Origin of the sequence: Aeromonas sp. QDB62 (assembly GCF_027705695.1) — a bacterium.
Lineage (GTDB): Bacteria > Pseudomonadota > Gammaproteobacteria > Enterobacterales > Aeromonadaceae > Aeromonas > Aeromonas allosaccharophila.
In genome coordinates, this window is the sequence record NZ_JAPDCD010000053.1 from 1 (window position 1) to 25,424 (window position 25,424).

Annotated in this window: 22 protein-coding genes and 2 pseudogenes; 10 read left to right on the forward strand and 14 right to left on the reverse strand. The window is 57.5% G+C overall.

Features of this window, described 5'->3' with window-relative positions; genetic code table 11:
* Positions 1-790, forward strand: a 790-nt coding sequence (locus OKC27_RS20045) for an IS3 family transposase (RefSeq protein ID WP_270806645.1), incomplete at its 5' end; no start/stop codon positions are given.
* A gap of 169 nt (positions 791-959) precedes the next feature.
* Positions 960-3,863 carry a hypothetical protein gene (locus OKC27_RS20050; RefSeq protein ID WP_182970970.1) on the forward strand — a complete coding sequence of 968 codons (2,904 nt, stop codon included), beginning with the start codon at positions 960-962 and terminating at the stop codon, positions 3,861-3,863.
* A gap of 183 nt (positions 3,864-4,046) precedes the next feature.
* On the opposite strand, the gene OKC27_RS20055 is transcribed toward OKC27_RS20050, so the two are convergent.
* On the reverse strand, positions 4,047-4,970 hold the full coding sequence (locus tag OKC27_RS20055) for a WYL domain-containing protein (RefSeq protein WP_182970971.1): 924 nt from the start codon (positions 4,968-4,970) through the stop codon (positions 4,047-4,049).
* A 100-nt stretch (positions 4,971-5,070) separates the two neighbouring features.
* Between OKC27_RS20055 and OKC27_RS20060 the strand changes: the two genes are divergently transcribed.
* Positions 5,071-5,361: a DUF4258 domain-containing protein gene (locus tag OKC27_RS20060; RefSeq protein WP_182970972.1), complete on the forward strand. Its 291-nt coding sequence runs from the start codon at positions 5,071-5,073 to the stop codon at positions 5,359-5,361.
* 6 nt (positions 5,362-5,367) lie between these two features.
* On the forward strand, positions 5,368-6,006 hold the full coding sequence (locus tag OKC27_RS20065) for an ADP-ribosylglycohydrolase (RefSeq protein WP_270806647.1): 639 nt from the start codon (positions 5,368-5,370) through the stop codon (positions 6,004-6,006).
* 39 nt (positions 6,007-6,045) lie between these two features.
* Here the strand turns inward: OKC27_RS20065 and OKC27_RS20070 are convergent, their stop codons facing one another.
* Entirely contained in the window at positions 6,046-6,432 is a 387-nt protein-coding gene (locus tag OKC27_RS20070; protein ID WP_197971628.1) for a hypothetical protein, read from the reverse strand.
* Positions 6,433-6,442: 10 nt separating this feature from the next.
* Between OKC27_RS20070 and OKC27_RS20075 the strand changes: the two are divergent.
* A pseudogene (locus OKC27_RS20075) lies at positions 6,443-6,940 on the forward strand (IS3 family transposase); the annotation flags it as partial.
* 65 nt (positions 6,941-7,005) lie between these two features.
* Here the strand turns inward: OKC27_RS20075 and OKC27_RS20080 are convergent.
* The 3 genes from OKC27_RS20080 to OKC27_RS20090 are packed head-to-tail and all read right to left on the reverse strand — an operon-like array spanning position 7,006 to position 12,112.
* Positions 7,006-7,971 carry a hypothetical protein gene (locus OKC27_RS20080; protein WP_182970973.1) on the reverse strand — a complete coding sequence of 322 codons (966 nt, stop codon included), beginning with the start codon at positions 7,969-7,971 and terminating at the stop codon, positions 7,006-7,008.
* Positions 7,972-7,974: 3 nt separating this feature from the next.
* Positions 7,975-9,906: a hypothetical protein gene (locus OKC27_RS20085; protein ID WP_182970974.1), complete on the reverse strand. Its 1,932-nt coding sequence runs from the start codon at positions 9,904-9,906 to the stop codon at positions 7,975-7,977.
* A gap of 1 nt (position 9,907) precedes the next feature.
* Positions 9,908-12,112 carry a sugar kinase gene (locus tag OKC27_RS20090; RefSeq protein WP_182970975.1) on the reverse strand — a complete coding sequence of 735 codons (2,205 nt, stop codon included), beginning with the start codon at positions 12,110-12,112 and terminating at the stop codon, positions 9,908-9,910.
* 147 nt (positions 12,113-12,259) lie between these two features.
* Between OKC27_RS20090 and OKC27_RS20095 the strand changes: the two are divergent.
* Positions 12,260-12,495: pseudogene (locus OKC27_RS20095) on the forward strand (integrase core domain-containing protein); the annotation flags it as partial.
* An 85-nt stretch (positions 12,496-12,580) separates the two neighbouring features.
* Here the strand turns inward: OKC27_RS20095 and OKC27_RS20100 are convergent.
* Together OKC27_RS20100 and OKC27_RS20105 are read right to left on the reverse strand one after the other, a co-directional pair.
* Positions 12,581-13,237 (reverse strand): HEPN domain-containing protein, encoded by a 657-nt coding sequence (locus OKC27_RS20100; protein ID WP_182970976.1) that lies wholly within the window; start codon positions 13,235-13,237, stop codon positions 12,581-12,583.
* A 111-nt stretch (positions 13,238-13,348) separates the two neighbouring features.
* Entirely contained in the window at positions 13,349-13,552 is a 204-nt protein-coding gene (locus OKC27_RS20105) for a hypothetical protein (protein WP_182970977.1), read from the reverse strand.
* 380 nt (positions 13,553-13,932) lie between these two features.
* Here OKC27_RS20105 and OKC27_RS20110 point away from each other — a divergent pair, with 380 nt between their 5' ends.
* The gene (locus tag OKC27_RS20110; RefSeq protein WP_182970978.1) at positions 13,933-15,591 is read left to right on the forward strand and encodes a SulP family inorganic anion transporter; all 1,659 of its coding nucleotides are present in this window, start codon (positions 13,933-13,935) and stop codon (positions 15,589-15,591) included.
* A gap of 14 nt (positions 15,592-15,605) precedes the next feature.
* Here the strand turns inward: OKC27_RS20110 and ppk2 are convergent, their stop codons facing one another.
* Positions 15,606-16,427 carry a polyphosphate kinase 2 gene (ppk2, locus tag OKC27_RS20115; RefSeq protein ID WP_182970979.1) on the reverse strand — a complete coding sequence of 274 codons (822 nt, stop codon included), beginning with the start codon at positions 16,425-16,427 and terminating at the stop codon, positions 15,606-15,608.
* Positions 16,428-16,713: 286 nt separating this feature from the next.
* On the opposite strand from ppk2, the gene OKC27_RS20120 reads away from it, so the two are divergent.
* From OKC27_RS20120 to OKC27_RS20130, 3 genes are read left to right on the forward strand one after another with little or no spacing between them, the layout of a single operon-like run.
* A complete protein-coding gene (locus OKC27_RS20120; protein ID WP_182970980.1) occupies positions 16,714-18,012 on the forward strand; it encodes an anaerobic sulfatase maturase in 1,299 nt (432 codons plus the stop codon).
* 9 nt (positions 18,013-18,021) lie between these two features.
* Positions 18,022-19,131 (forward strand): tetratricopeptide repeat protein, encoded by a 1,110-nt coding sequence (locus OKC27_RS20125; protein WP_182970981.1) that lies wholly within the window; start codon positions 18,022-18,024, stop codon positions 19,129-19,131.
* A gap of 34 nt (positions 19,132-19,165) precedes the next feature.
* Complete coding sequence (locus OKC27_RS20130; protein WP_182970982.1) at positions 19,166-19,963, forward strand: formylglycine-generating enzyme family protein; 798 nt, start codon at positions 19,166-19,168, stop codon at positions 19,961-19,963.
* Here the strand turns inward: OKC27_RS20130 and OKC27_RS20135 are convergent.
* The 6 genes from OKC27_RS20135 to OKC27_RS20160 form a co-directional block, all read right to left on the reverse strand.
* Positions 19,960-20,895 carry a LysR family transcriptional regulator gene (locus OKC27_RS20135; protein ID WP_075113533.1) on the reverse strand — a complete coding sequence of 312 codons (936 nt, stop codon included), beginning with the start codon at positions 20,893-20,895 and terminating at the stop codon, positions 19,960-19,962. The two genes, OKC27_RS20130 and OKC27_RS20135, sit on opposite strands and share 4 nt — an antisense overlap.
* 172 nt (positions 20,896-21,067) lie before the next feature.
* Positions 21,068-22,462, reverse strand: coding sequence for a BatD family protein (locus OKC27_RS20140; RefSeq protein ID WP_182970983.1), 1,395 nt, complete (start codon positions 22,460-22,462; stop codon positions 21,068-21,070).
* Positions 22,452-23,873, reverse strand: a complete 1,422-nt coding sequence (locus OKC27_RS20145) for a vWA domain-containing protein (protein ID WP_333563352.1) — start codon at positions 23,871-23,873, stop codon at positions 22,452-22,454. The genes OKC27_RS20140 and OKC27_RS20145 overlap by 11 nt, the downstream gene beginning before the upstream one ends.
* Positions 23,874-23,912: 39 nt before the next feature.
* On the reverse strand, positions 23,913-24,128 hold the full coding sequence (locus OKC27_RS20150) for a hypothetical protein (RefSeq protein WP_270806649.1): 216 nt from the start codon (positions 24,126-24,128) through the stop codon (positions 23,913-23,915).
* A complete protein-coding gene (locus tag OKC27_RS20155; RefSeq protein WP_042061852.1) occupies positions 24,121-25,167 on the reverse strand; it encodes a vWA domain-containing protein in 1,047 nt (348 codons plus the stop codon). The genes OKC27_RS20150 and OKC27_RS20155 overlap by 8 nt, the downstream gene beginning before the upstream one ends.
* Complete coding sequence (locus OKC27_RS20160; protein ID WP_270806650.1) at positions 25,160-25,297, reverse strand: hypothetical protein; 138 nt, start codon at positions 25,295-25,297, stop codon at positions 25,160-25,162. The genes OKC27_RS20155 and OKC27_RS20160 overlap by 8 nt, the downstream gene beginning before the upstream one ends.
* Between the last annotated feature and the right edge of the window lie 127 nt (positions 25,298-25,424).

Sequence of the window (25,424 nt, forward strand, 5' to 3'; positions counted from 1 at the left end):
CTGTTTTTACGACTATCTGGCTCGCAAGCGGACGATTAACCGTGAGCGGATACAGCAACGCAGCGAGTTGCGCCGGTTGTTCAAAGAGAGCAGGAGCTCGGCAGGCAGCCGCGCCTTGATGTCGATGATGCGGGAGTTGGGGTATCAGATTGGTCGATTCAAAGTACGTAACCTGATGAAGGAAGCCCGGCTGGCATCCAAGCAGCCGGGCGCACACCGTTATAAGGTGGCACGGTCTGAACGACCGGACATTCCCAATCTGCTGGCCCGAGAATTTGATGCTCCGCAACCCAATCAGGTGTGGTGTGGCGATATCACCTACGTCTGGGCAGGTGGTCGTTGGCATTACCTGGCCGTGGTGCTCGACCTGCATACCCGACGGGTCGTGGGCTGGGCGATGTCTGACAAACCTGATGCAGAATTGGCAATAAAAGCGCTGGAGATGGCTTATCAGCAGCGGGGCTGCCCATCAGGCGTGCTGTTTCACTCCGACCAGGGCAGCCAATACGGCAGTCGGGCATTTCGGCAACGACTGTGGCGCTATCGCATGACCCAGAGCATGAGTCGTCGTGGTAACTGCTGGGATAACGCCCCGATGGAACGGTTGTTCAGAAGCCTGAAGTCAGAGTGGCTGCCGGCAACGGGATACATGAGCGTGCAGGAGGCAAAGCGGGATATCAGTTATTACCTGATGGATTACTACAACTGGCGGCGTCCACATCAACACAATGACGGGATACCGCCAGCAAAAGCCGAGACTCGGCCTAACCAAGTGTCCGGATTTAGTTGACCACTACAGCGCGCGGTCGGTACTCCCCCTTCAGGTGAGTCATTACGCGGGGTCTGGCTACCCGGCATCAGCGATCACGCGGGTCGTTTGCAGAAAAAAGCGTTGGTGATTACCGGCTAACGACCACGTATTTAACTCATCCATCTAACGTTATGCGATACCAATCACTATGAACAACGATGTGACTACCCCGTCTCGGCATCAGCCTGACTTTTTCGCGCACTATCAAGATGTGCTTGCCGATTTTACCAACTCGCTCGGCAACTACCGCTTCTGGCATATCTGCCCGTTAAACAGTGAAGAGCCTTGTGGCCTGTTTGATGCCGAAACCGGGCTAAAATATCCGCCGCTACATCAGCTCAAAGCCTTTATCAAAAGTAATCCTTTTTTGTATGTGCTCGACCATCAGCAGAAACAGTTGGCAACCTTTGAGGCAAAAAATCGCCTTCTTTGGCACAATGATGGGCAATTGTCAAGTAGTTACAGCTATTCAACCGCTATCGAGAAGATGAAACAGTATCAAACGCCAGGGCTAAGCGGTTGGAGGGCTCCCTCAACAGAGGAGTTTAGAGCCTTCTGTGCTCAACCCGATAACCCATATCGAACTGGTGGGGGGTTACACGATCAATATGCTTGGTTGACGAGTGAACACAGGGTCAATATTAAAGACTGGACCCTCGTGTCGCGTGAAACTTATACAGGGTTTATGTATGCGTGTAGTGACCTGTGGCAGCAATTATCCACAGCCAAATTGATGGCCGCCCTGGTCAGCCTGCGACAACGACTGGTTACTCCAGGTGAACAGCATTTGGCGGATAATAACGTTGTCACTAAGAGTGCGATACTCCTAGCGATACACACCAGTATTCAAGGCAACACTCAAGCTGTCAATAAAAGCACCCCTGATACCCAAACCAGTTTTGTGCCGACCGCGGATAAAAGTTGGCAGACGTTGAGTCATGAGGCGCTGTTGAGTGCACTTGATGAAGCGGGACTCTGCCTGAAAGGGGTAGATATCCAAAAACAATTCAGCCATCCCATCAACGAACTGTATCTATTGGACTGGACGCCTTGCCGTTTGCCGAAACTTGAAACGCCACGTCTGTCAGATCCCAATAAGGGGCTCTGGGAGCTATGGGGGGCTGACAAATCAGAACTCGATACCATGGGGCTGGTAGCTCGCGACCCTGCTCTCGATATCAAGCTGCACAATGTGGCTATCGACTTTGGTACCAGCAGCACTGTGGTCGCCTATTGTGACGAGCACGGAACTCGCCAATTACTGCGTATCGGCGTGAAGGACTTTTATCAGGCACCGCAAGCGAGCCACTATGAGAACCCGACCGCTCTGGAGTTCCTCGACTATCAGCAGTTTATCGCTACCTGGCAACTGCAGGCCTATCGCCCGGCGCTGGATTGGAGCTGGCTGCGCGCCTCCCACGAGGCGAGAGAAAATTTTAGAGATTACTCTGGCGATGAGCGAGTGATTGCGAGCTTTTTGCCGCGTATCAAACAGTGGGCGATGCGGTCGGAGAAGGAACGGCTGCGCTTGACGGACCATCAGGGGGTAGAAACTGTGCTACCGGCTCTCTCCGAGCGTAACCCGGTCGCGGGCGAAGTGATGCAGGTCAATGAACAATACCCCTTTGATCCAGTCGAGCTCTATGCCTGGTATCTGGGGATGGCCATTAACTGGCGCGAACGCGGCCTCTACCTCAAGTACCATATGACCTTCCCGGCCAAGTACGAGCGTGCCACCAAAGACAAGATCCTCGCCAGCTTTCGTCGCGGTTTGCAGCGCAGCTTGCCGATCTCGCTGGTCAACCAGAGCGAGATCCTGCGCCAATTCGAGGTGCGCGAGCTGGCCTCTGAACCTGCGGCCTATGCCGCTGCCGCGCTGCCCCAGCTCGAGTTGACGCTCGACGATGAGGGGATCGCCTATGCGGTGTTTGACTTTGGCGGCGGAACCACCGACTTTGACTTTGGTCTATGGCGCTGGGCCAATGAAGAGGAGGAGGCTGAGGGATATGAGCAGGTGTTTGAGTCGCTCCACTCTTCTGGCGATAACTTCCTCGGTGGGGAGAACCTGCTGGAGCATCTGGTCTATGCCACCTTCCAAAATAATCTGGATGTATGCCGCACGCACAAGATCCACTTCACCCGCCCTCTGGATGGTGAGCGCTTCGCGGGGGATGAAGCCTTCGTTCAACCGACCCAGGCTGCACAGACCAACACTGTGAAGCTTGCTTCGAAGTTGCGCGCCTTTATGGAGGGTGATGATGGCAAGCTTGTGAGTCAGTTAAAGATGGACTTGTTCGATGTGGATGGTCAACTAAGGCAATGTGAGTTGGATTTTGATGGGGAGGAGCTGGACGAGTTACTGGAGGATCGCATCGAGGATGGTCTGATAGCCTTTTTGCAAGAGCTGGCGCATGTTGTCGATCAGTTTACCGGTAAGACAGTGCATGTATTGCTGGCCGGTAATGGCAGCCGTTCCCGTCATCTTGCCCAACTGCTCGAAGAGAATGTGTTGCAAGAGCTTCTGGCGGACGAGTTTGGTGAGGCGCCGCCCACGCTTGAGATCCACCCTCCGCTGGCCATCGATGAAGAGGATCACCACTCACCCACGGCCAAAACAGGTGTTGCCCTCGGCTTGCTGCGCCTGTGTCCCGGTGAGGGGGTCAAACTGATAGATCGGGTACGTTCATCTAGCTGTGATGAGGCGCCATTTCGCTATTATGTCGGTGGGGTTCGCCGCGGAGAGTTTGATGCCAAGCTTACCCCTACCTGTGACAGGGAAGGTTGGACTATGTTGGGGGTGATGCCCCAACAGGTGTTCAAGCTGTGTTATAGCCAGAGTCCACGGGCGAGGGGCGGGATGGACGAGGGGGATCCCGAGTTGATGACTAGGCGTATTGATTTTCCTGCTGCACCACTTGGCGCCAAGATTTTTGTGCGAGCGATCCAGCCCGGAATCATAGAGCTGGCCGCCGCACAGGATGAGTCGGCACTGCCGAACAATACCATAGCTCATCAAAAGCTCGATTTGGATACAGGGTTGATGATGAACTGAATAGGGAGTGAGGTGCGTGATATCCTGTGGTTCCTCACTCTTGGTTGTTCATGTTCTGCACCAGAACCTGACATTTTGGGTTGGATCATTTAGTCAAGGCTCCCGCCATGCCGGGAGCCTTTTTTATTTCTATCTCTCTTTACCGGATGCGCAGAGGCCGGACATCATGACGCCACGCCAAGGCTAACGTAGCATCACCTGCAAATCCGCACTCTTGAGCTTGAAAGTGCAGCCTTGCTGGATCAGCTTATCCCGGTTTGCCAGCACCAGCGGGTAGAGCAGGGGATGTTGTTGGTGTTCACCGTTATAGCTCACCTGCATCCGTTCCAGTGCATAGTGCATCAAAGGGATGCGCTGGCTGATCAGCAGCTGGCCATCTGGCATGGCGTAGTCGCTGGCGATGATGGCTTGCTGCCCTTGACTAAGGCTTGGATTGGGAACGACGACCGCAGTTACCTGGGTGTTCCACTCCAGATCCTGATCCCGGCCGTGAGGGGAGGCATCCAGCAGATCCGGTTCGCCGCGAAAACGACTCATCACAAAGTCCAGATATTCCCCTTTCTTCTCGCAGTAGGCACGTACGTGCCAGCGGATCCCGTCATAGACCAGGGTGTGGGGCACGATATTGCGGCCGCTCTGCTCCTCTGAACTGAGGGATACGTAATCGACATCGACCCGTAACTGGCCGCGCGCCGCTTGCACCAAGCCACGCACGATTTTCGGGTCGATATGGCGGTTTGGCACATCCAGGATCTCGATGTGGCCGTAGCGCAGATCCATCAGCGGCAGGGTCAACAGGCCCGCGTCATGTTGGCGTTGGTGCTGTTTTTCACGGTGTAGCAGCATCAGGTACTCATCCACTTTTCCCTCACTAAAGCGCGGGACAAAGTGCTCTGTGGGTTTGTATCCCTTCAGGCTTCTGTCATAGACCAACCCTTCGGGTGAGTAGTGGGTCAGGTAGTGGTTGATATCCCGTGACGCCTGTTGGCGACCGATATTGAAGGCGGTCATCAAATGATTGGTGGTCAGCCGTCCCTCCCACTGCAATACGATTTCCAGCAGACGAAAACGCAGGGTTTGATCCCAGGTGAGCTCTTTGGGTGCCATACGTGCTCCAAAATGCGACATGTTTATGTAACCAGTATCGGCATGAGTATACAGGCTACATATAATGAGTCCATCGAGATGAGCGCCAAAGGGGCATGTCATGAACGGGAAGCTGGACAGTGCATATAGCCATCACGCCGCGTGCCGGATGCAGCAGCGCGGTATTGCACTCGAGCTGGTGGATATGCTGCTGAACATCGGACGCTCTGCTTATCACCAGGGGCGCGAACTGGTTTATCTCGATCGTAAAGGAGTGGCCATGCTGCAAGCCGAGTACGGATTGCCCGCGAAATGTTGCCAGCGTCTGCGCCGTCACTATCTGGTCCTGCAAGACGGCGAGATTGTCACCGTCGGTCATAAAACCACTCACTTCAAACGCGATCGTCACTGAGGCGCTATGAACTCAAGTCTGTTATCAGGTCAGGCGGCCATGCCCCTGATCAGGGGGATCTATTGCCTGCTGTCAGCCGAGCGGGCTAGGGAGCTGACCGCTCTGCTTGCCAAAGGCGCGTTTCACCAACAGGATGAGACTTCACCGCTGGCGGTGGTGACGGCATTGGCTATCCATGTCGAGCAACATCGGCTGGATTGCACGTCACAGCCCATTTATCTGGGGCGTGAGCAACTGATGACCGGTGCAGCCGATTTGCTGGGGGAGGCTGCTTGCTTTGAAGATCAGGATGCGTTTCGTCTGTTGGCGCTGTTGCTCGACAAATTGCTGCGAGGAGGGGGCGGCAGCCGTCAGGCCAAGCTGGATGGACTCATGCCAAGCGTGATGGAGCAGCGGGCGCTGGCGACCAGCTCCCCTAATAGCGGCGCTGTGGTTCGTGGCAGCTGGCGGCGCAAGTCACGCAATCAGCTGGGCCATGCCAGCTGGCTGGATGTAGTGGAGGCAGCCCTCTGGTGCTTCTGGCATGGTGACGATTTGGCAAGCGGCGAAGTGCTACTCGGTGTGCTGCTGGGCAGGGATGAGCGGGTGCGGTTGGTCTATGGTCTTTTAGCCGGGGCTTTTTATCTGTCAGATCGGACGGATTGAAGAGGCAGGGCAGTCGTTACCCCGCCATCTTGCACGCGGTTAACCCGCCATCTCTACCACCGGGTAACAGGCATCTCCCCACAGGGTATCGGGATGGGCCATCATCAACTCGATGATCACCGGCACCAGTTTGCCGAGCAGGTTGGCACAATCCTTCAGTTGTTTGCGATTGACCGAGCTGTTCCAGGTCGCCCCACCATGGATCAGCTGGTTGCGCAAGGTATAGAGGCGATTAAACACCACACCCAGCAACTGCGGGGTGTTGCCGCTGGCAAGCGCCAGGGTCGCCATCTTCTTGCCTTGTGCCAGCTGCTCCTTCCACTGGGATTCGCTGATCTTGCCACTGTGATAATCCCAGAAGCTTTGCAGCACAAACGGAGTGTCCAGCAGTATGCGGATACTGCCCGAACCGGAATTGGTGTTCATGATCGGCCGGAATATGCAGTTGTGTGGCGATATCACCTACATCTGGGCAGGTGGTCGTTGGCATTACCTGGCAGCGGTTCTTGACCTGCATACCCGGCGGGTTGTGGGGTGGACAATGTCAGATAAACCAGATGCCGAGCTGGCCATGAAAGCACTTGAGATGGCGTATCAGCAACGAGGTTGTCCGTCAGGCGTGCTGTTTCACTCTGACCAGGGCTACCAATATGGCCGCCGGGCATTTCGGCAACGACTGTGGCACTATCGTATGACCCAGAGCATGGGCCGATGTGGCAACTGTTGGAGCAATGCGCCGATGGAGCGGTTGTTCAGGAGCTTGAAGACGGAGTAGCTTCCGGCGACGGGTTACATGAGTCTGCGGGAAGCTAAACGGGATATCAGCCACTACCTGATGGATTACTACAACTGGCAGTGTCCACATCAATACAATGGTGGAATACCGCCAGCACAAGCCGAGACTCGGCCTAACCAAATGTCCGGATTTAGTTGACCACTACATACACAACTCAAAATATAATGGCTCTATCGCGTTAGACGCCATGCGCTTTTGCCCTGTCAGGGAGCTAAATTTTTCCAGATGTCATAGCCGATATACGCCAGCGTTGAGGTAGCAAATAGGGCGAAAATGATGACAACGTAGCGGAATCTACCCTGACTTGCGGCAATTTGCGCCTCCAGATGGCTCTTTTGCTGGCTCACCGCCTCGGTCAACGCCTGCTGGCTGGTTTGTAGAGACTCAATAGCTTGGGTTGGCGGGATCAAATGCTGCACCAGTGCTGCCTGGACGTCGGTGGACAGCGTTTCAAGGCCGCTTAACACGTCCCGCCGATCGCTTTCCTGCCGTTCCGCGAGCGTGGTCCGCGCCGTTTGCACACCTTGACTCACGCTCTTGAGCTGCAGGTCAAGTTCGCTTATCGACAGCTTTATTTGCTGCTGGGCCTGCATGACGCTTTCCAGCCGTTCAGCCAACCGCTGGTCACGCTCTCGCGCGCTGGCATTCGCGGCGCAGGCTTCCTCCAGGGAGCGGTTAGCAGCCAGCAGTTGCTGCAACAAGGCCTCAGCGCTGTCGATACCCGCTTGCTGATACTGCTGTATTGCTGCCTGGACACTCTCATTTTGCTGTCCAAGAACATCCGACAGTTTTTCAAAGACCTCACCGCTCGAGGCTTTCAACTGGCTATCATAGTGCACCGATTGTTGGCTAAGCGCGGCGCTAATATCCTGTTTTTTTTCTTCGACCTGAGTCGAAATAAACTCCCGCAGTTTGCTTATTACCCCAGGAATATCGTCATCTTGCAGTTCACGTAACGCTCTTTTCAGCGGATTAATGATTTCTTCGGTGTTTGCGCCTATCGCATTAATGGCATCATTGATTTCTTCAACCTTATCTTTGGTATCCAAAACATCCGCATTGAGTTTTTTTAACGAACTTTCAAGGGGGTTGAGTGGCTCCTTAAGTATTTTTACCATTAACTCGGTGAGCGATTTCTCTTTATTTTTTATTTCTCTGGTTACGTTCATGTCTTATCCAGAATGCTTTTCAGTTAAATTCATTAAATCTTCCCGCTGATTTTTCAACGCAATGCAGGATAAAATTTGTAATAATGCATCACAATTATCTCGTTCCTGAAAGGCCGAATCCATGCACGTATTTAATGTGTTGAGATACTCTTCATCAAGAAAGTGAACAAACTGCTCGCAGCGGACAAGATCCTCTTGTGATTCAACGGCGATTTTCTTTAACTCGTCTTCACGCGAGGCGGTCTTTTGCTCAAGTGATGTCTGCTGCCGCAGGGATTTATTCTGCTCTACCCGCAGCACATTGAGAGTCATCCCCTCTTTGGTGAGTTCGTTTTGGTATTCATTATGGATGTTATCTGCGGCGGCCATCCATTGTGACGTCCACAACCGAATGACTTCCACTTTGGCATTATCAGCGGCATGGATGACGCGTTTTTTATCAGATAAATAATTCTCCGAACTAAGATAGGGGTTGATCAAATAGTCATTGAGCGTATAGCGAATAGCGCTGAAGTTTTCATCAATAATATCCTGCACCTCCTGTCTCGTAGGCTCAACATTCTTGCGGGCCACTTTTTGCCAGTAGGTCGTCTTATTTCCAACATCTAACTGGATATTTTTAATTTTAGAACAATAGTCGGCGATCATGCTTTGTAAAGTTGTACATTTTTCGCTGCTGTAACTTCCCTCCAATTTAAAGTCTGCGGCCTTTTCCGCCGCTTTATTGATAAGCTGTTGGCTGACAGGTAACGCGTTATCTTTTAATAACATCTCCGTTTGGTTTATTTTCTGCTGCGTCTGAGTAATAGCGCTTTCCCAAACCGTCAGTTTATCTGCTGTCTCTTGTTGTTGTTTTTTTAGCCACAACAGTTCTCTTTCGATTGCTGCCGTTTTTTTCTCCTGGATATATTTAACGCTGAGGTGGGTATCCAGGGCACTGCGTAGCCGTCCGAGTGGGCTGGTCGATGCCGTAATCTGTTCCAGCAGTTCTTTACGCAAGCGGCTGACCATGGGGGTAACACGGGCATACAGGGCGCTATCGTTGTCGGCCATACTCTGCCAGCTGCTGCCAAACTCGAGTGGAAAGTAGAGGTTCAGATCTTTCGCCGTGTCGCTCAGGCTGTTAAAGCATTCGATCTGCTCAATAAGGCGCTGACGTAGTTGGGTGATATCGAAAGCCGGATCTTTGCGAATCAGATCCTTCACCGACTGGGCTGAGTAAGAATAGGTGGTCACGATGCGAAACCGGTACGGCATCGCCTGCCAGTCCTCAATACCCGGCAGCGTGATGACGTCCGGTTGCAGGAAGCTCAAATCGTCGCCACGACCAATCAGCAGCACCAAATCAGCGAAGGGAAGATAGGTCTTCGCCATTTGATTGACATGCTTTTGCTCTTGCGCATTCGCGGGATTATCGCCAGGCAGATCCAGAATACGCACACCGGGCGCACCCGCGGTTTGCATCCTGAAAAAACGCCCCGGAATATGCACAATACAGGGGGAGTCGACCAGCAGTTCTCCCCGTTCCATTTGTTGTCTCAGCTGTGCTAATGCCTGTGCCATCGCGTCGTCAGAGGTAAACCAACGCTTTTTCGATTGCACAGACAATCCCCAGCGCGCGTCCGTTGAACGGCGATACTCCATGGCGGTGGCTGTGGCCGATTTCCCGGCTTCGCGCCCGCCGCGCAGCACCTGCGATAGCGTTGCCATCTGCTGCAGATCGATGCCCATCAGGTCGAGCAGTAAGGTGGTTTTTCCGACCTGGGTCTTACCAAAGATGACCACGTACGGCTCGGCATTGCTTTCCTTGAGCTGTATTCTGTCCTGGACATCAGAACTCAATGTTTTAACCAGCCGATCGTAGGCGCGAAAAGCCCACTCCGACTGCCGTGACTCCAACCGCTGCCAGTAATCGATAACCTTCCCAGACGTCATCTCACTCACCACGGCTGGTGATTAACACGTGCAGACCCGAAGCCGATGAACCCAGCTCAGTGCGCAGGTCGTCGATGAGAGCATTGACATCGGCAATAGCTTTCGCGAGCCGATCTTTGCGCATCAGCATTTCGTCCATGTGATAACGCGCACGTAACGTTTCGCTAATCCGCTTACGCGCCGCGTTCATCGTCTCATCGAACTTATTACGTAAATGCTCAATATGGTAGTCATGAACACTGGCAAGCATGACATGTGCCTGGGTGCTCGCTTTTTTCTCGAAGGTGCGCATTCGCGTGACCGCAGCCCCGGTCACGTAGGCCGCCGCCACAACGGCGGTTACTGCAACGGCAGCAGGATGCATCATCACCGGTGCGGGGGGAAGAGGTGAACCCGTCGGGTCAATGGAAGGCTGATCCTGGCCAAAGAGCGCGCCGAGGATATCAGAATCGCCGTCGCTTACCGCGTCAATCGCCAGCACCGCCGCCAGCGACTTTATTGCCGTCTTGCCAAGATCAACCCCTGCGTTGAGGGTTTGAACCCCTTCAGCAGCGATGTTACCTGCGAATGTCTCGCCGTCGTCCTGCTCAAGCGTGACGTAGGGCCGCAGCTCTTTACAAATCTCAGGCATGGCGTACACAAGGCGGGTGTACTCCAGCGAAAGCACCGGGATCAATTCCACGCTTTTCCTGAACTGTTTATTCACCACCGTGGTGTTTTGCACATTCGATGTGGGGCCAGGGTTTAGCAACATTTTGATATTGTTTACTTTTTCTTCATCCAATTGTTCGTGCTGCACGGGCTGCCCGGCGCTATTCATATAGCCAAGTGCTACCAGCTTCTCCAGCTTCGGTGGTGCAGGCAAGGTTGGGCGATCGTTGCAGTTTGGCATGGGCTTGAGTTTCGCCGCAGTCAGTTGTTGCAAGCTGTTCACATAGTCGTCGAAGAAATCCGCTGATGCGTCCTGCCATGAATCCTTAACAAGTTGCTGCAATTTGCCTTTTGTTTCACTGGTGGTATCAAATGCATTCGATACCCAGTTGGCAAATCCCTCATGCTCTTTGACCAGCCTGAAGTCCATTTGCTTCTTCGCCGCTTCAAAGGTGTTAGCGATGCACGTTTTCACCTTTTTGGTGTGCTCTTCCCGCAGTTCCTGCGCGGCGCCGTCAAATACTTCCAGGGCTTCGGCTAGCACCTGGCTGCCATCGTCCTGGCCGCCTTTATCACTGTGGTAATACAGACGTGACTGGGTGCGGATCATATTCATGACGCGCGGCAGATCCTTACTGACGATCTCGGTAAGATGGGTTAACTGGAGATAACGGTTGGTTTGTCCGGAAAAGTTAAGGTCGTCAATGGCCCGGCGCAGGTGCGGCATCCATTCTGTTATGTATTCCGGATCGTCGGTGCCGGTTAAAATAATGTTTTTATCTGTATACTCGGCAGCGACATTGAAGGTTTCAGCCGCGCTTTTTCTTAATTCAGCTTGTCGTTGAGGATTATGGCGATACGCTTCTGTCTTGGAGATGACAATATAAGGTTTACAATTCTTAATCTCTTTTTCCAGCATGTCTTTGACGATTTCGAGCTGCTGCTGGTTTGCCAGTCGCGTCTCGTCGGTCACGATGATACAACCGCCTGCCGCGATCATCGCCTGACGCATCAGTTCCTGCCATTCACGATTCTCACGCTCTTGTTTTTCATAGCCAGGCAGCAGCAACCAGGCCTGGTTATTGCGGGTAAAATAACGCTGCGGTACTTTCAATACCGGCAGTAAATCCCCGGCATCAGGATCGCAGACCGCGCGCTGAAACTCGTTGACGTCGACGGGGACATCCTTCAGCGTCAAATCATTTCCAGTTTCTACCAGGCGGCGGACATAACCCTGTGCCACTTTAGTTTCACGACTCTCGAGGATCAGTACTGGCATTTTCTCGCCGCGTCCTTCATTACTGCGTAACCAGCCGCTACTGTCATGATGCAGGTCATACAGGCTCGCCATCAGCGTCGTTTTACCCGCCCCTTGCGAGCCGCCTATCGCCACAATCCAGGTATCGGCGAGCACCTCAGCAAGCAGCAGTCGTCGCATGACCTCAAGTAATTTTTCATCAAGATCCTCGCTGTCAAGTGCGGAACAGGCCCCACGTAAACGACGCAAAGCATTATTCAGCGCCTTGAGCTGGATTTCAGGTGATTCCATTGTCATTTGTTATCCTCGGCAGGTCTTAAAATTTCGAAACTTGATTTTATCAGGCTCTGTCGCGTTAGGCTTGCGAACATCGAGGCAAGTTTCGCGCATCCAGGGGGCGGATTGGTTAACGGAAATTATCCTACGCTAAGCCTGTTTTTTTGAGAAGGCATGAGTCGGCGTGGCAACTGCTGGGATATTCATCGATGGAGCGATTGCTCAGAAGCCTGAAGTCAGAGTGGCTCCCGGCAACTGGATACATTAGCCCGCTGGAAGCGAAACGGGATATCAGTTACTACCTGATAGATTACTACAACTGGCGGCGCCCACATCAACACAATGACGGGATGCCGCCAGCCAAAGCCGAAGATCTGCCTAACCAAGAGTCCGGATTTAGTTGACCACTACAGTTGGCTGGGGCTTTTTATCTGTCAGATCGGACGGATTGAAGCCGCGGGGCCGTCGCAGCTTCAATCTTGCGGCTGATTAACCCGCCATCTCAACCACCGGATAACAGGCATCTCCCCACAGGGTATCGGGATGGGCCATCATCAACTCGATGATCAGCGGCACCAGTTTGCCGAGCAGGTTGGCACAATCCTTCAGTTGTTTGCGATTGACCGAGCTGTTCCAGGTCGCACCGCCATGGATCAACTGGTTGCGCAGGGTATAGAGGCGGTTAAACACCACCCCCAGCAACTGCGGGGTGTTGCCGCTGGCAAGCGCCAGGGTCGCCATCTTCTTGCCCTGTGCCAGCCGCTCTTTCCACTGGGTTTCGCTTATCTTGCCGCTGTGATAATCCCAGAAGCTTTGCAGCACAAACGGGGTGTCCAGCAGTATGCGGATACTGCCCGAGAACTCTTGCCAGACCAGCTGCTCGATATGCTGGTGTTCATCCAGGTCGCACAGTTTCTCCAGAAAGCCTTTGAAGGTCTCCTGTTCCGAGAGGCGACGATTGTCATCGATTTCAGTGGCATAAGCCGCATTGAACGCAATCCAGAGAAAGATGAAGCGGCCATCTTCATCTTCGGCCATTTCGGCGCGTTGCAGCCAGCTTAATGCCCGATGGACCCGCAGGTTGAGGTTGCCGGGGGCGTGTTTACGCAGTGTGCGGTGACGGGTTTTCAACTGTTCAAAATTCAACGATGGACTCCTTTTCAATCAGGATCGGATGAATAGTTTGCACCTGTGACATCAAGGTCACCTGCGATAGGTGATCGGGGTATCAGCATGGCGTTCTGGTCGTGGTGATGGTCACTTGCCAATCACATCTCTGATCTTTGCCATGGCCAGTTCCAACACCGACGCTGGCGAGCGTTCAAGTGGCGCATGATGACACTCGGGACAGGCCTCAAACCAGCTGTGGCCACGCACCATCACGTCGCTCTTGGGGGCAACCGTCTTGTGCCAGCCGCACTCTGGGCAGCGAAAAGTGGAGGGGGGTGGTGCAATTGGCATGATATTCCTCAAACAAAGCTCCATTTCGGTCCACCTTATCACAGCGATGGGGCGATGAGTGCCGCGGGTCTCACAGATCTCTACTGGAATGTGGCCCCTGATTAACAACCCCTTGCGTACTATGACCACAGGTGTCTGGCGCCGAGTGTGTGGCCCCGTTTCAGTGGTGTACATGCAAAGAGAGCCACCAGCTGTTTGTGCTGGTTTTGTGACCTGCCCGGCTTTATTTGGCAACTACCGGCATGACCCATCAGGTTTTGACAGATAGTTAGAGCAAGCACCGTCTATTATTTCGCGCCATGTGCTGTCGGCACGGTGCAAGGGAGGTTTGACCGCCCGGGTTGAGCGTCCCGGGGGCTGAAATTGTTCATGGAGGTAACATGTCATCATTCACGTCTGCCAAGCGGGGTGCCACAGCCGATTTACTGGCCGGGATCACCGCTGCTGCCGTGGTCCTACCCAAGGCGATGGCCTATGCCACCGTGGCGGGGTTGCCGGTAGCGATTGGTCTGTATACGGCGTTTGTTCCCATGGTGCTTTATGCGCTGCTGGGCTCTTCCAGAGTACTCAGCGTCAGCTCGACCAGTACGCTGGCCATCCTGACCGCGACCCAGCTGGGAATCGTGGTACCGGATGGTGATCCCGACCGGCTGCTGACCGTCACGGCAACCCTGACCATGCTGGTCGGGATATTGCTGATGCTGGCGGCGGTGTTGCGGTTGGGGTTTGTCGCCAACTTTATCTCTTTGCCTGTGCTGGTCGGTTTCAAGGGGGGGATTGGGTTGGTGATCATTCTGGATCAGCTACCCAAATTGTTCGGCGTGCATATCCATAAAGAGAATTTTTTTGCCGATGTTTACCATCTGTTGCAGGCCTTGCCCCAGACCTCATGGTTGACGCTGGCCATCGCCCTGGTGACGTTGGTGCTGCTGGTGTTCATGGAGTGGCGTTTCCCGCACTCACCCGCGCCCTTGCTGGGGGTTGCCATCGGTATCGCGCTGGTATGGGGATTGGGCTTGAACGAGCAGGGGGTGTCGATTGTCGGCACCATTCCTACCGGCCTGCCCGCGTTGCAATTGCCTGATCTGGCGCTGGTACTGCAACTGTTGCCCGGCGCCGCCGGGATAGCCTTGATGAGCTTTACCGAAACCATTGCTGCTGGCCGAGCCTTTGTCGGGGAGGGAGAGCCGGAGCTCAACCCGAACCGGGAGCTGGTTGCCACCGGGCTTGCCAATCTGGGTGGCGCATTTTGTGGCAGTATGCCCGCCGGAGGGGGGACGTCCCAGACGGCCGTGGTACGCTCTGTGGGCGGTGTTAGCCAGCGGGCGTCTGTCGTGACGGCGACGATGGCATTGGCAACCATGCTGTTTCTGGCGCCGCTGCTCTCCTGGCTGCCGCACGCCACGCTGGCCGTGGTGGTGATCGTCTATTCGGTGGGGCTGATCCAGCCGGGTGAATTTCGCAAGATCGGCCAGATCAGAATGATGGAGTTTCGCTGGGCTGTCATCGCCTGCCTGGGGGTGCTGATTTTTGGCACCTTGCAGGGCATTGTGGTAGCCATCCTGGCCTCGCTGCTGGGCTTGGCGAGTCAGACGGCCCAGCCCCGGGTCTATGTGATCGGGCGCAAACCCGGAGAGGATGTCTTGCGCCCCTTGTCGGAGCGTCATCCCGATGATGAGACCTTTGCGGGGCTGCTCATTCTTCGTCCGGAGGGGCGCCTCTTTTTCATCAATGTGCAGCATGTCGCAGCCCGGATCCGGCAGTTGATCGCACAGTATCAGCCCCGGGTGGTGGTACTGGACATGAGTCGCGTCACTGATGTGGAGTATTCGGCCCTGATGATGCTGGTGGAGGGAGATCAGCATGCGCGGCTCAAGGGGGGTGAGCTCTGGCTGGCAGGGCTCAATCCCGAGGTGCTGGAAAATGTCCGCCGCTGTGGTCTGGCACGGCAGTTGGGAGAGACGCGTCTGTTATTTAATGCCAGAGCGGCGATCCGTCAGTACCAGCAACAATGGTCAGGAGAGCAGGGGGAGCGTTAGCTCCCCCGATGGGCTCAGAATAGTTCTGGAATATAGCGAAATGGATGATCGGCCGGTTTTATCTTGCCGATCTTGCGCTTTGGCAGCTTGATAGGCGCACTTGGCAACGCCTCATAAGGGACGTGGGCGAGCAGGTGAGAAATGATATTGAGCCGCACCCGCTTCTTGTCTTCAGAGCGGGCCACAAACCAGGGCGCCCAGGCGGTGTCGGTGGCCGCAAACATGGCATCTCGTGCCTGGGTGTACTCATCCCAGCGATCAAACGACTTGATGTCCATGGGGGAGAGTTTCCAGATCTTGCGTCCATCATCGATCCGGTCTCGCAGGCGACGCTCCTGTTCGGCAGGGCTGACCTCCAGCCAGTATTTGAGCAAAATGATGCCCGAATCAACCATGGCCCGTTCGACCAGCGGGGTGCCAGCCAGGAACTTGTCGCTGGCTTCCGGGCTGCAGAATCCCATCACGCGCTCAACACCGGCCCGGTTGTACCAGCTGCGATCGAAGATCACGATCTCCCCCGCAGCCGGCAGATGGGGAATGTAACGCTGAAAATAGAGCTGGCTCTTCTCCCGCTCGGTGGGGGCAGGCAGCGCGATCACCCGGTACACCCTGGGGCTGACCCGTTCGGTGATCGCCTTGATGGTTCCCCCCTTGCCTGCGCCATCACGGCCCTCAAAGACGATGCAGACCTTGAGCCCCTTGTGTACCACCCACTGCTGCAGTTTCACCAGCTCGACATGCAGGCGTCGCAACTCCTTCTCGTATGCCTTGTTGCCAAGCGGTTCCTTGTCTGTGGTCGGATCCGATGGCGCTGATTTTGATTTCTTGTTGCTCATGATGGTCATCCCTGGTGAGTTGTTGTTGCCGCCTGTTGTCGGGCCGCTTGCGCTAACCCGTTGTTCAGCATGCTTTTAACAGTAGTTGAGCACGCGTTCCAACGCGATGTATTGATGGCCGGTTATGGTGGTGTCACACAGCGTTGTCAGCTGGCAGCCGGAGCCTGCGAGCCCTCTACCCACGGGTGCCCCATGCCTTCTGGTTATAAGGGGTATAACAAGCGCGTGACAGCACGAGCCTTTAGACTGCACACCTCAAAACAACAATTTTTCAGGTGGTGCAGTTATGGTGATTACTCAGGGTCCACAGTTCAACGGCAAGGCATCCAAGCGGATGCACGTGATGGCCAAACCGATCGGGGCCGTGTGTAACATCGACTGCACTTACTGCTACTACCTCAGCAAGCAGGATCTGTTGCAATACAAGAAGGGGTGCTCTCCCGAGATGGACGAGCAGACCCTTGAGACCTATATCCGCCAATATATCGAGGGGCAGAATACCCCCGAGATCGTCTTCTCCTGGCAGGGGGGCGAGCCGACCCTGCTCGGGCTCGACTATTTTCGCAAGGTGGTCGAGTTGCAGCGCAAATACCAGCCGCAAGGGGTGGTGATCGCCAATGATCTGCAGACCAACGGTATCCTGCTCAACGATGAGTGGTGCGAGTTTCTGGCGGCCAACAACTTCCTGATTGGCCTGAGCATCGATGGCCCCGAGCTGCTGCACAACGCCTACCGGGTCAACCGCGCTGGCCGTGGCACCTTCAAGCAGGTGATGGCGGCGGTGGCGCTGTTGCACAAGTACAAGGTGAAGTTTGCCACCCTGACTTGCGTCAACAACCTCACCAGCAAGAATGCGCTGGAGGTCTATCGCTTCCTGCGCGACGAGGTGAAGTCGCCCCAGATGCAGTTTATCCCCATCGTCGAGCAGAAGAGCTTTCGCACCACCGCGCCCCAGACCTGGCAGCAGCAGGAGCAGCTACGGCAGGGGGACAAGCGCCTCAATCCGTGGCACAAGAACTCGGTAGTCGAGCCCTGGTGCGTCTCGGCCGAAGGGTGGGGGGATTTTCTCATCACCATTTTCAACGAGTGGGCCGAGCGGGATCTGGGTCGGGTCTTCGTGCAATATTTCGAGGCGTGTGTCGAGACCTGGATGGGACGCAAGAACCCCCTCTGTACCCTGGGGGAGATCTGCGGCAAGGGGTTGGCAATGGAGCCTAACGGCGATGTGTTTGCCTGTGATCACTACGTCTATCCCAAGTACAAGATCGGCAATATCCACCATCAGCCGCTCAGCGAGCTGGCCTACTCCCCCGATCAGCAAGCGTTCGGCTTTGCCAAGTCACGCAGTCTGACCCGCCAGTGCCAGCAGTGTGACTACCAGTTTGCCTGCTATGGCGAGTGCCCGAAGAACCGCTTTATCCGCACTGACGAGGGGGAGGCGGGTCTGAACTACCTCTGCGCGGGATGGCACAAGTTCTTCAACCACATCGATCAGTCGATGGCCTATATCCTGCGCCGTGCCGGTTATCCGGTGGCGCATGGCAAATACCGCGATGCGGTGATCAACAAGCCGCTGGCGAAATAAGGGGTGAATATGTTGAAGATGCGTGATGGCCGTCGTCCGTTGGCGGGGGCGGTGCGCCCCCTGTGGTTGGCCCTTGGGCTGGTTTGTGCGGGTCATGTGCTGGCGGCCGAACCGTCGGCTGCGGTGGTGCTGACGCCCCCGGTGGCTGCACAATCTGCGGCGGCACCCTCGGCAGTACAGATCTCGGCAGCACAGATCCAGCAGTGGGCCTATAACGCCCAGGATATCTCCCTGCCAGCGGTGGAGCGGGCCGATGCCCTGCGCCAGCTGGCTGCTTACCCGAACCAGAACAGTCTGGTTGCGGTGGCCAGAAGCCTGCGTGATGAGCACGCATTGGTGCGCGAAGCGGCGGTGATTGCCGCCGACCCCTATCAGTTTGCGCACCGTTGGCGGCTGCTCTCGCCGCTGCTCACCGACAGCAGCGCCGAGGTGCGCCGCGCGGTCACAATCAATCTGGCCCGTGACTATGGTGCCATGGATGAGGGGCAACTGCGCGCCATGCGCCAGCCGCTGGCGGAGGTGAGCGATTATCTCGCCAAACAGCCAGATCCGGCGCTGCAGCCGTTGCAGGCGGATCTCTATCGCTGGACCCGTCAATGGGCCAAGGCGCAGGCGAGCTACGAACAGTTGCTTGCCAATCAGCCCGACAATCCCCAGCTCTGGCTTGGTCTCTCTGACAACTTGCGGGCCCAGCAACGGGATACCGAGGCGCTGGCTGTGCTCGACAAAGGGCTCACCGCGCTGCCGGAGCATGCCAGCCTCCATTACGCCAAGGCGCTGACGCAAGTCCGGCTCGGCGACAAGAGTGCCGCTGCGGCGACCATGGAGCAGGCGGCGGAGCTCGCTGGCACGAACAGCTACTTCTGGTATCTCAACGGGGTGCTGCAAGAGCCGCTGGATCTCGACAAGGCCATCGGTTCCTTCGAGTTGGCCTACCGGATCTCCGGTGCGCCGGAGCAGCTCTATGCGGTGTGCGACATCTATCTGCGCCACGCTCACCCCAAGAGCGATGCCTGCATGAGCGAACTTGGCAAGATAGCGCCCCCCGAGGTGCTGGCCGAGCTTAATGGCAAGCGCGCGAGCCAAGCAGGCAATCCTTCGGTTTTTGCTGGCCAATAACGGCGGCGATCTCTTTTACTGCACAGGTCAGATGATGAACAACACGCCATTCAAACTTGCGATTCCCTTGCTGGCCACCACCCTGCTGGTGGCGGGCTGTACCCTCTGGCACCATGCGAACAAGCCGATCCATCCGCTGCAGCAGAAGATTGAAGCGGACATGGTGCTGGTGGAAGGAGGCCGTTTCGAGATGGGATCTGAGGAACCGGGCGCCAAACCTGCTGACGGGCCGGTACACACGGTGGCGGTCAACAGCTTCTACATGGCCAAATTCGAGGTGACCCAGGCCCTGTTCGAAGCGGTGATGGGGCCCTCCATCAGCTACTTCCAGTCACCCAGCGTACCGGTCAACAACCTCAGCTGGCAGCAGGCCAATCTGTTTGTGACACGGCTTAACGGGTTGACCGGCGGCACTTACCGTCTGCCCACCGAGGCGGAGTGGGAGTATGCCGCCAGGGGGGGCAAGCTCAGTCGGGGGTATCGTTACAGCGGCTCCGATCAGATTGACGAGGTGGCCTGGTACAGCGACAACGCCAAGAACCGCGCCTATCCGGTGGGGCTGAAAAAGCCCAACGAGCTGGGGATCTACGACATGACCGGCAATGTGGGGGAGTTTGTGGCCGATGCCTTTGAAGAGACCTTCTACCGCCACAGCCCGCAAGATAACCCGAACAACGCTCAGGAGAGCAAGATCCACCTCGCCCATAAATCGGTACGAGGGGGCAGCTACTCCTACGAGGCAGAGCTTTGCGAGAACTACCGGCGCGATTTTGCCAGCCAGTCGGTGATGATGGCTGACATGGGGCTGCGCCTGGTGCGTGATGCCCGCTAGGGCTGATCGATGGAGGGGGTCAGCCCCAGCTCGCTGACCACCTCGAACAGCTGCTGGCGCAACCAGCGGTGGCCCGCCTCGGCCGTCCGGCTCGGGTGCCAGATGGCCGACAGACTGAACACCGACTCATCAAACGGAAAGGGGAGTACCCGCACGTCATAGATGCCGGCAAAGGTCTCTATGGTGGAGTGGGGCAATACCCCGATGATCTCGCTGCGCGCAATGATGGGCAGCATCTCCATGGCGCTCGGTACCCGTACCACGATATTGCGATTGGCCATTTGCGGCAGGTGTTCGGCGGTGATCATGCTGCCCCGTACCTGCCACTGGGCCAGTGCCACATGCTCCTCGGTAAAATACGCCTCCACCGTCAGGTCGCTGCCCAGTCGCGGGTGGTGGCTGGCACACACCACCTTCACCTGCTCGGCATAGAGCACCTCGCTCTTGAGCATGCTGCGCCCGCTCTGGGTCATGTCAATGATGAGGTCATAGCGTTGCATCCGCAGATCGCTCTCCATATCTTCGGTAAAGAGGGGATGTACCTCCAGCGCGATGCCGGGAGCCTGCTCGCGGATCTTGCACAGCAGGGCCGGGATCAGCCGGGCGCTGACCAGGGTGATGCAGGCGATGGAGAAGACCCGCTGGGAGGTGCGCGGGTTGAACGCACGGGAGGTGGAGAGGGTCGAGCTGAAGTTCTTCAGCGCCGCCGCCATGGCCGGATAGATGTCGATGGCAAAGGAGGTGGGCTCCATCCCCGCGACCTTGCGGTGAAACAGGGGATCGTCGTAGATCTCCCGCAGCCGCTTGAGGGCCTTGCTGACGGCGGGCTGACTGATCTCCATGCGCGTTGCCGCCCGCGAGAGGCTGCGCTCTTCATAGATGGCGACAAAGATCGGGATGAGATTCAGCTCGGTACTGCGGATATCAAGCAAAGGGGGCCTCGTTACATGTCCGTGGGATCGATCACGCGGCCGCAAAGGTTGCTTGGTAGCAAGGGAGAGAAAGCGTGCCACACCAATCACTTGGCGTGGCCCGCTGGCCGGTATCCAGTTCCGGCAGTGTAATGAAGAGCGCCTGCAGGTACAACCACAGAAGGGGTTGCGGTTATCCCTCTTTCTTACCGCTATTGCTGGTGGCCGAGTTGCTGGCGGATGCGTGGCTGGCAGAGTGATCGCCGGTCGTCGTGCTGCCATCCGGCGTTGCCAGACCCGGCAGGGCCGCTCGCCAGCCAATATAGCGGCGCAGCCGCGCGCCACGCAGGCCTTTGGGCAGTTGCAGGTGCGCCAGCAGGCGCCACCCCATCTTGAGCGAGCCAGCCCGATCGAGCGTCCCTTGCTGGAAGGCTGCCTGCTGCTGTTGCCAAGCCGGATCGCGGCTGACGCGGCCCAGCTCCAGCACTCCGCGTCTGGCACGCAGATAGCGATAGGCCAGCACCCGTACCGTTCCCCACTGTTGGCGCCAGATGGCAGCGCCATATTGCCAGCCGAGCGGACGAGGGCGGTGGCGGTAGTAGCGGGCGATAGCCAGCAGCATCAGCACCAGCAGGGCCAGAGCACCCGCCACCGCAGCCAGCCCGGGCCCATAGGCCGCCAGCCAGGAGGCGGGCGTGTGGCGCACCCGCAAGGTCTGGCCGGGGAGCGTCAGGGTCTCCAGTTGGCGGGTCTGGCTGTTCCACCATATCAGCTCCAGCGCGGGCAGAGTCAATTCACCGCCGCGCTGCACGATATAGGTGGTCTGATCTTCGCGCGACGAGAGGTACTCCCCCCGCTCCTGACTGTCGTCTAGCCGGGCTTGCGCCGGATAGGCCTGCACCCGCTCATCGTTATCGATCACCGGGATCAGCGGCGGGATCAGCACCGAGAGGGTATCTTGCCCGCTGGCGGTGACGGTGCGGGTGATGGCATCCCCCACCCGCAGCTCGCCGTCGGCCTGGTCATCTGCAGAGTTCTGCCAACGCTGGCTCAGGGTGAGGTTGCTGGCACTCAGCCAGCGACCGCCGATCGTCAGGGCGGGGTCGGGCAGGGCGGCGGCAAAACGTTGGGGCCGGGTGGTGAGGGTGAGCGGCTGCGATCCCCCATCAGGCTGGGCGACCGTGACGCGCACCGCAATGGCGGGGATCTCGAACTGGCCGGATTGCTGGGGATAGAGGGTCAGCTCCCAGCGCTGGTGCGACCAGGTCTCGCCATCGCGGCGCTGGGTGAAGTTGGTCGCCAGTTCGCTGCGCTGTTTGACCATGACCCCGGGCAGCTCGAACTGGCCGATGCGGGTGCCGGCGGTAAACCAGCGGTTGGTGGCCAGCTCCAGATAGAGGGTGATCTGCTGGTTGACGGCATAGGGGGCATTGTTTTCTCCCTGATCTTTCAGCCAGCTCTTGAGGGTCACCTGAGCCGCTGGCGCGCGCTCCTGTGCAGCGGCAGTCGCGGGCAGCAGCATGGCCGCGAGCAACATTGTTCCGAGCAACAGGGTGATGGCGAGTGGCGCCCGGTAGTTAGTGCGCATGGGCAGGCTCCTCGTTGCTGGCGACCCGCGGTTGACGTGATCGCTGTTGCTGTTGCTGCTCCTGCAACTGCAGGCGGAATTTGGCCTGCAGGAAGTCGCCCGGGTCAGATTCGACCCGGCGCAACCATTTTTCGGCCTGGGCCGGATTGGCCAGGATCTGATCCGCCGTCAGGGTTTCCCGCTCCATCAGGGCGGCGGGGACTTTCTCCTCGGCCCCTTCGGCGGTACGCGGCTCATCTTCGGGCAGTTCACGGGAGTGATCCGGGCCGTCCGGGGTGCCGGTCTGGCTCTGGCTGGCACGATTGATCTCGTCGACGATCCCGCACATCACCCGATAGTTGTTGGCGGCCGCATTGCGCACCACGGGGTCGCTCGCCTCATCCGCCAATTGCCGGAACAGGCTGCGGGCGGCCAGATATTCGCGTTGTCTGGCGAGGGCGTTGCCGGCATAGAGCAGAGCCTGTTCGGAGTCGGCTTGCAGGAAGGCAGACTGGGCCAGCGCAAACTCGGCGCCATAGTAGTAGGCCACCCCTTTGTAGAAGGGATCCGCATAGTGTTTGGCCGCTTCCAGATAGTCGCCCTGCTGGAAGTACCACTGCCCCTGTTGATCCGGGGTGAGCCAGAGATCGAGCCACTGCTGTTTCAGCCCCAGTGCCCAGTGGTTGCTGGTTGGCGCTTGCGGCTCGGGCGGTGCCAGCGAGAAGGTGGTGGCCTGCGCCGGCGTGGTCTGCAACAGGGAGAGACCGACCGCCGCCACCAGACTCCACTGCACCAGCCAGCCCTTGCGAAACCACAGCAGCAGCAGGGCGACCACTGGAAACAGCAGATAGTAGCCCATGTCCTGCCAGGGCATCAGGGAGTCGCTGTGGATCTGAAAGTGGCGAGCCACTGCGCGGTTGATGTCCGCGACGTCCCCATTATCGACCGTCATGGTAAACAGGGAGCCATCACTGTCGCTGGCCAGCTGCCGCAGGGAGGCGAGCTCCAGCGGGCGCTTGCCGCCTTGCGCCGGATCGCCGGCAGCCAGGATCAGCAGTTGGTGGGATTGGCCACGGAAATAGTCGGCCAGCGGGGCGATGGCGGACGGGCTGATGCCGTCGCTGATCAGCAACACTGTACTGCCTCGCTCATCGGCCAGCAGAGCGGTGAGCAGGGGGATCACCTGCTCGGTATGCTTGCCCGCTTTGGGCATGATTTCGGGGCGAATGGCAGCGAGAAAGGGGGCAAACACGGCGGTGTCGCGGGTCAGCGGCATGGCGGTGTGGGCCGAGCCAGCAAACACCACCAGACCGCTGCGTCCGCCGCCGCGGGTCGCCAGCAGGTCGTTGATCTTTTGCTTGGCCCGCGCCAGCCGGTTGGGGGCGATATCCTCTTCCAGCATGGAGTCGCTGTTATCGAGCAGGATCAGCAGTGCCCCCTGATCTTCGCCAAAGGGGGAGGGCTCGCGGCTCTAGGTCGGGCCGGTGCAGATCAGGATGGCGAGCCCCATCAACAGCGCCAGCGCCTTGCGCAGATGTGCAGGCAGGCGCCGTTGCCAGTTGCCCGCCTCGTCCATGCGCCAGCGCAGCACCATGATGGCGATGAGGGGGAGATAGGCGAGCAGCCACCAGGGACGCAGCAAGTGGGCATTCAACCAGAGCTGTTGCCAGAACAGGGTGTCAATCATGGGTGTCTCCTTGGCGAGCAGGGCGCAGGCGATAACGCCTGAGGGTCAACAGGGAAAAGAGACCGAGATAAAGGCCGACGCAGGCGGCGATCAGGTAGTGGTGCAGGCTTTCGCGGGTCTGAAAACGGGTACTTTCGTAGCGTTGTGGCTCCAGCTCACCGATCACCTGATAGGCGCGCGTCAGTTGCGCCTGATCGAGGGCCTGAAACAGCTGGCCACCGGTCAGGGTCGCCAACTGCTGCAGGGTGTCGAGATCGAGGGCCTGTTCGCCGACGGTGGCCGGATCCCCCATGGCGATGGTGTGCAGCCGCACCCCGTTGACCGCCGCCACCCGGGCCGCATCGCGGGGGCTGACAAAACTGCCGGTGTCGTTGCCATCGGTGAGGATGATGACGACCTTCTCCCGTTTGCTGGCCATCTGGGCATTCGGCTCATTGGGATCACTTTGGCGAAACACCTTGATCGCCAGCCCGATGGCGTCCCCCAGATGGGTGCTCTGACCCGCCATGGCGACATCGGTCTCCTGCAACAGGGCTTGCCAGGTGTCGAGATCGGCGGTAAACGGCGCCTGGATAAAGGCGGCATCGCCAAACAGGATCAGCCCGAGTCGATCCCCCTCGCGCGTTGCCGCAAATTGTTCAAGCACCCCTTTGGCGGCATCCAATCTGCTGATCGGCTTGCCGGGGTCGGGGGAGAAGTCGGTCTCGGCCATGGAGCCGGAGAGATCCAGCACGATCATCACATCCCGCCCGAACCGCTCGCGCACTTGCGGGGGGCCATAGATGGTGGGCTTGGCCAACGCCACCACCGCCAGCAACCAGACGGTGATCAGGGCAACCCGTTGCCACCAGCTGGGGGTGAGCTGGGTTGCACCTTCTTGCGGCGGCTCATCCAGCAGCTCTATCAGCAGAGTGAAGAAGGGCACCTTGATGGCACTCTGCCGGGTGCGATAGGCCGGGATCAGGCGAAACACCAGCAGGGGCAGGGGCAGCAGCCAGAAGCAGTGGGGATGGGCAAACTCGAGACCGGCATCAAGCATGGCGGGCCTCCGCCGCCAGCGAAGCGGTGTGAACGGGGGTCTGGTGATGGGCAAGCCAGTCGCTGCACAGGGAAACCAGACAGAGCTGATCACTGACGCTCAACACCACCTGATCACACACCAGCGACACCAGCCAACGCTCCCCCAACTCGGTGGCGAAGCGGGGCTGCCGATCGGGCAGCAGGGCGGGATCGCACTTTGTTAATGAAATTTGAACAGGCAGATCGTCTGTGATCTAATCGCGTCTCCATGCAGGA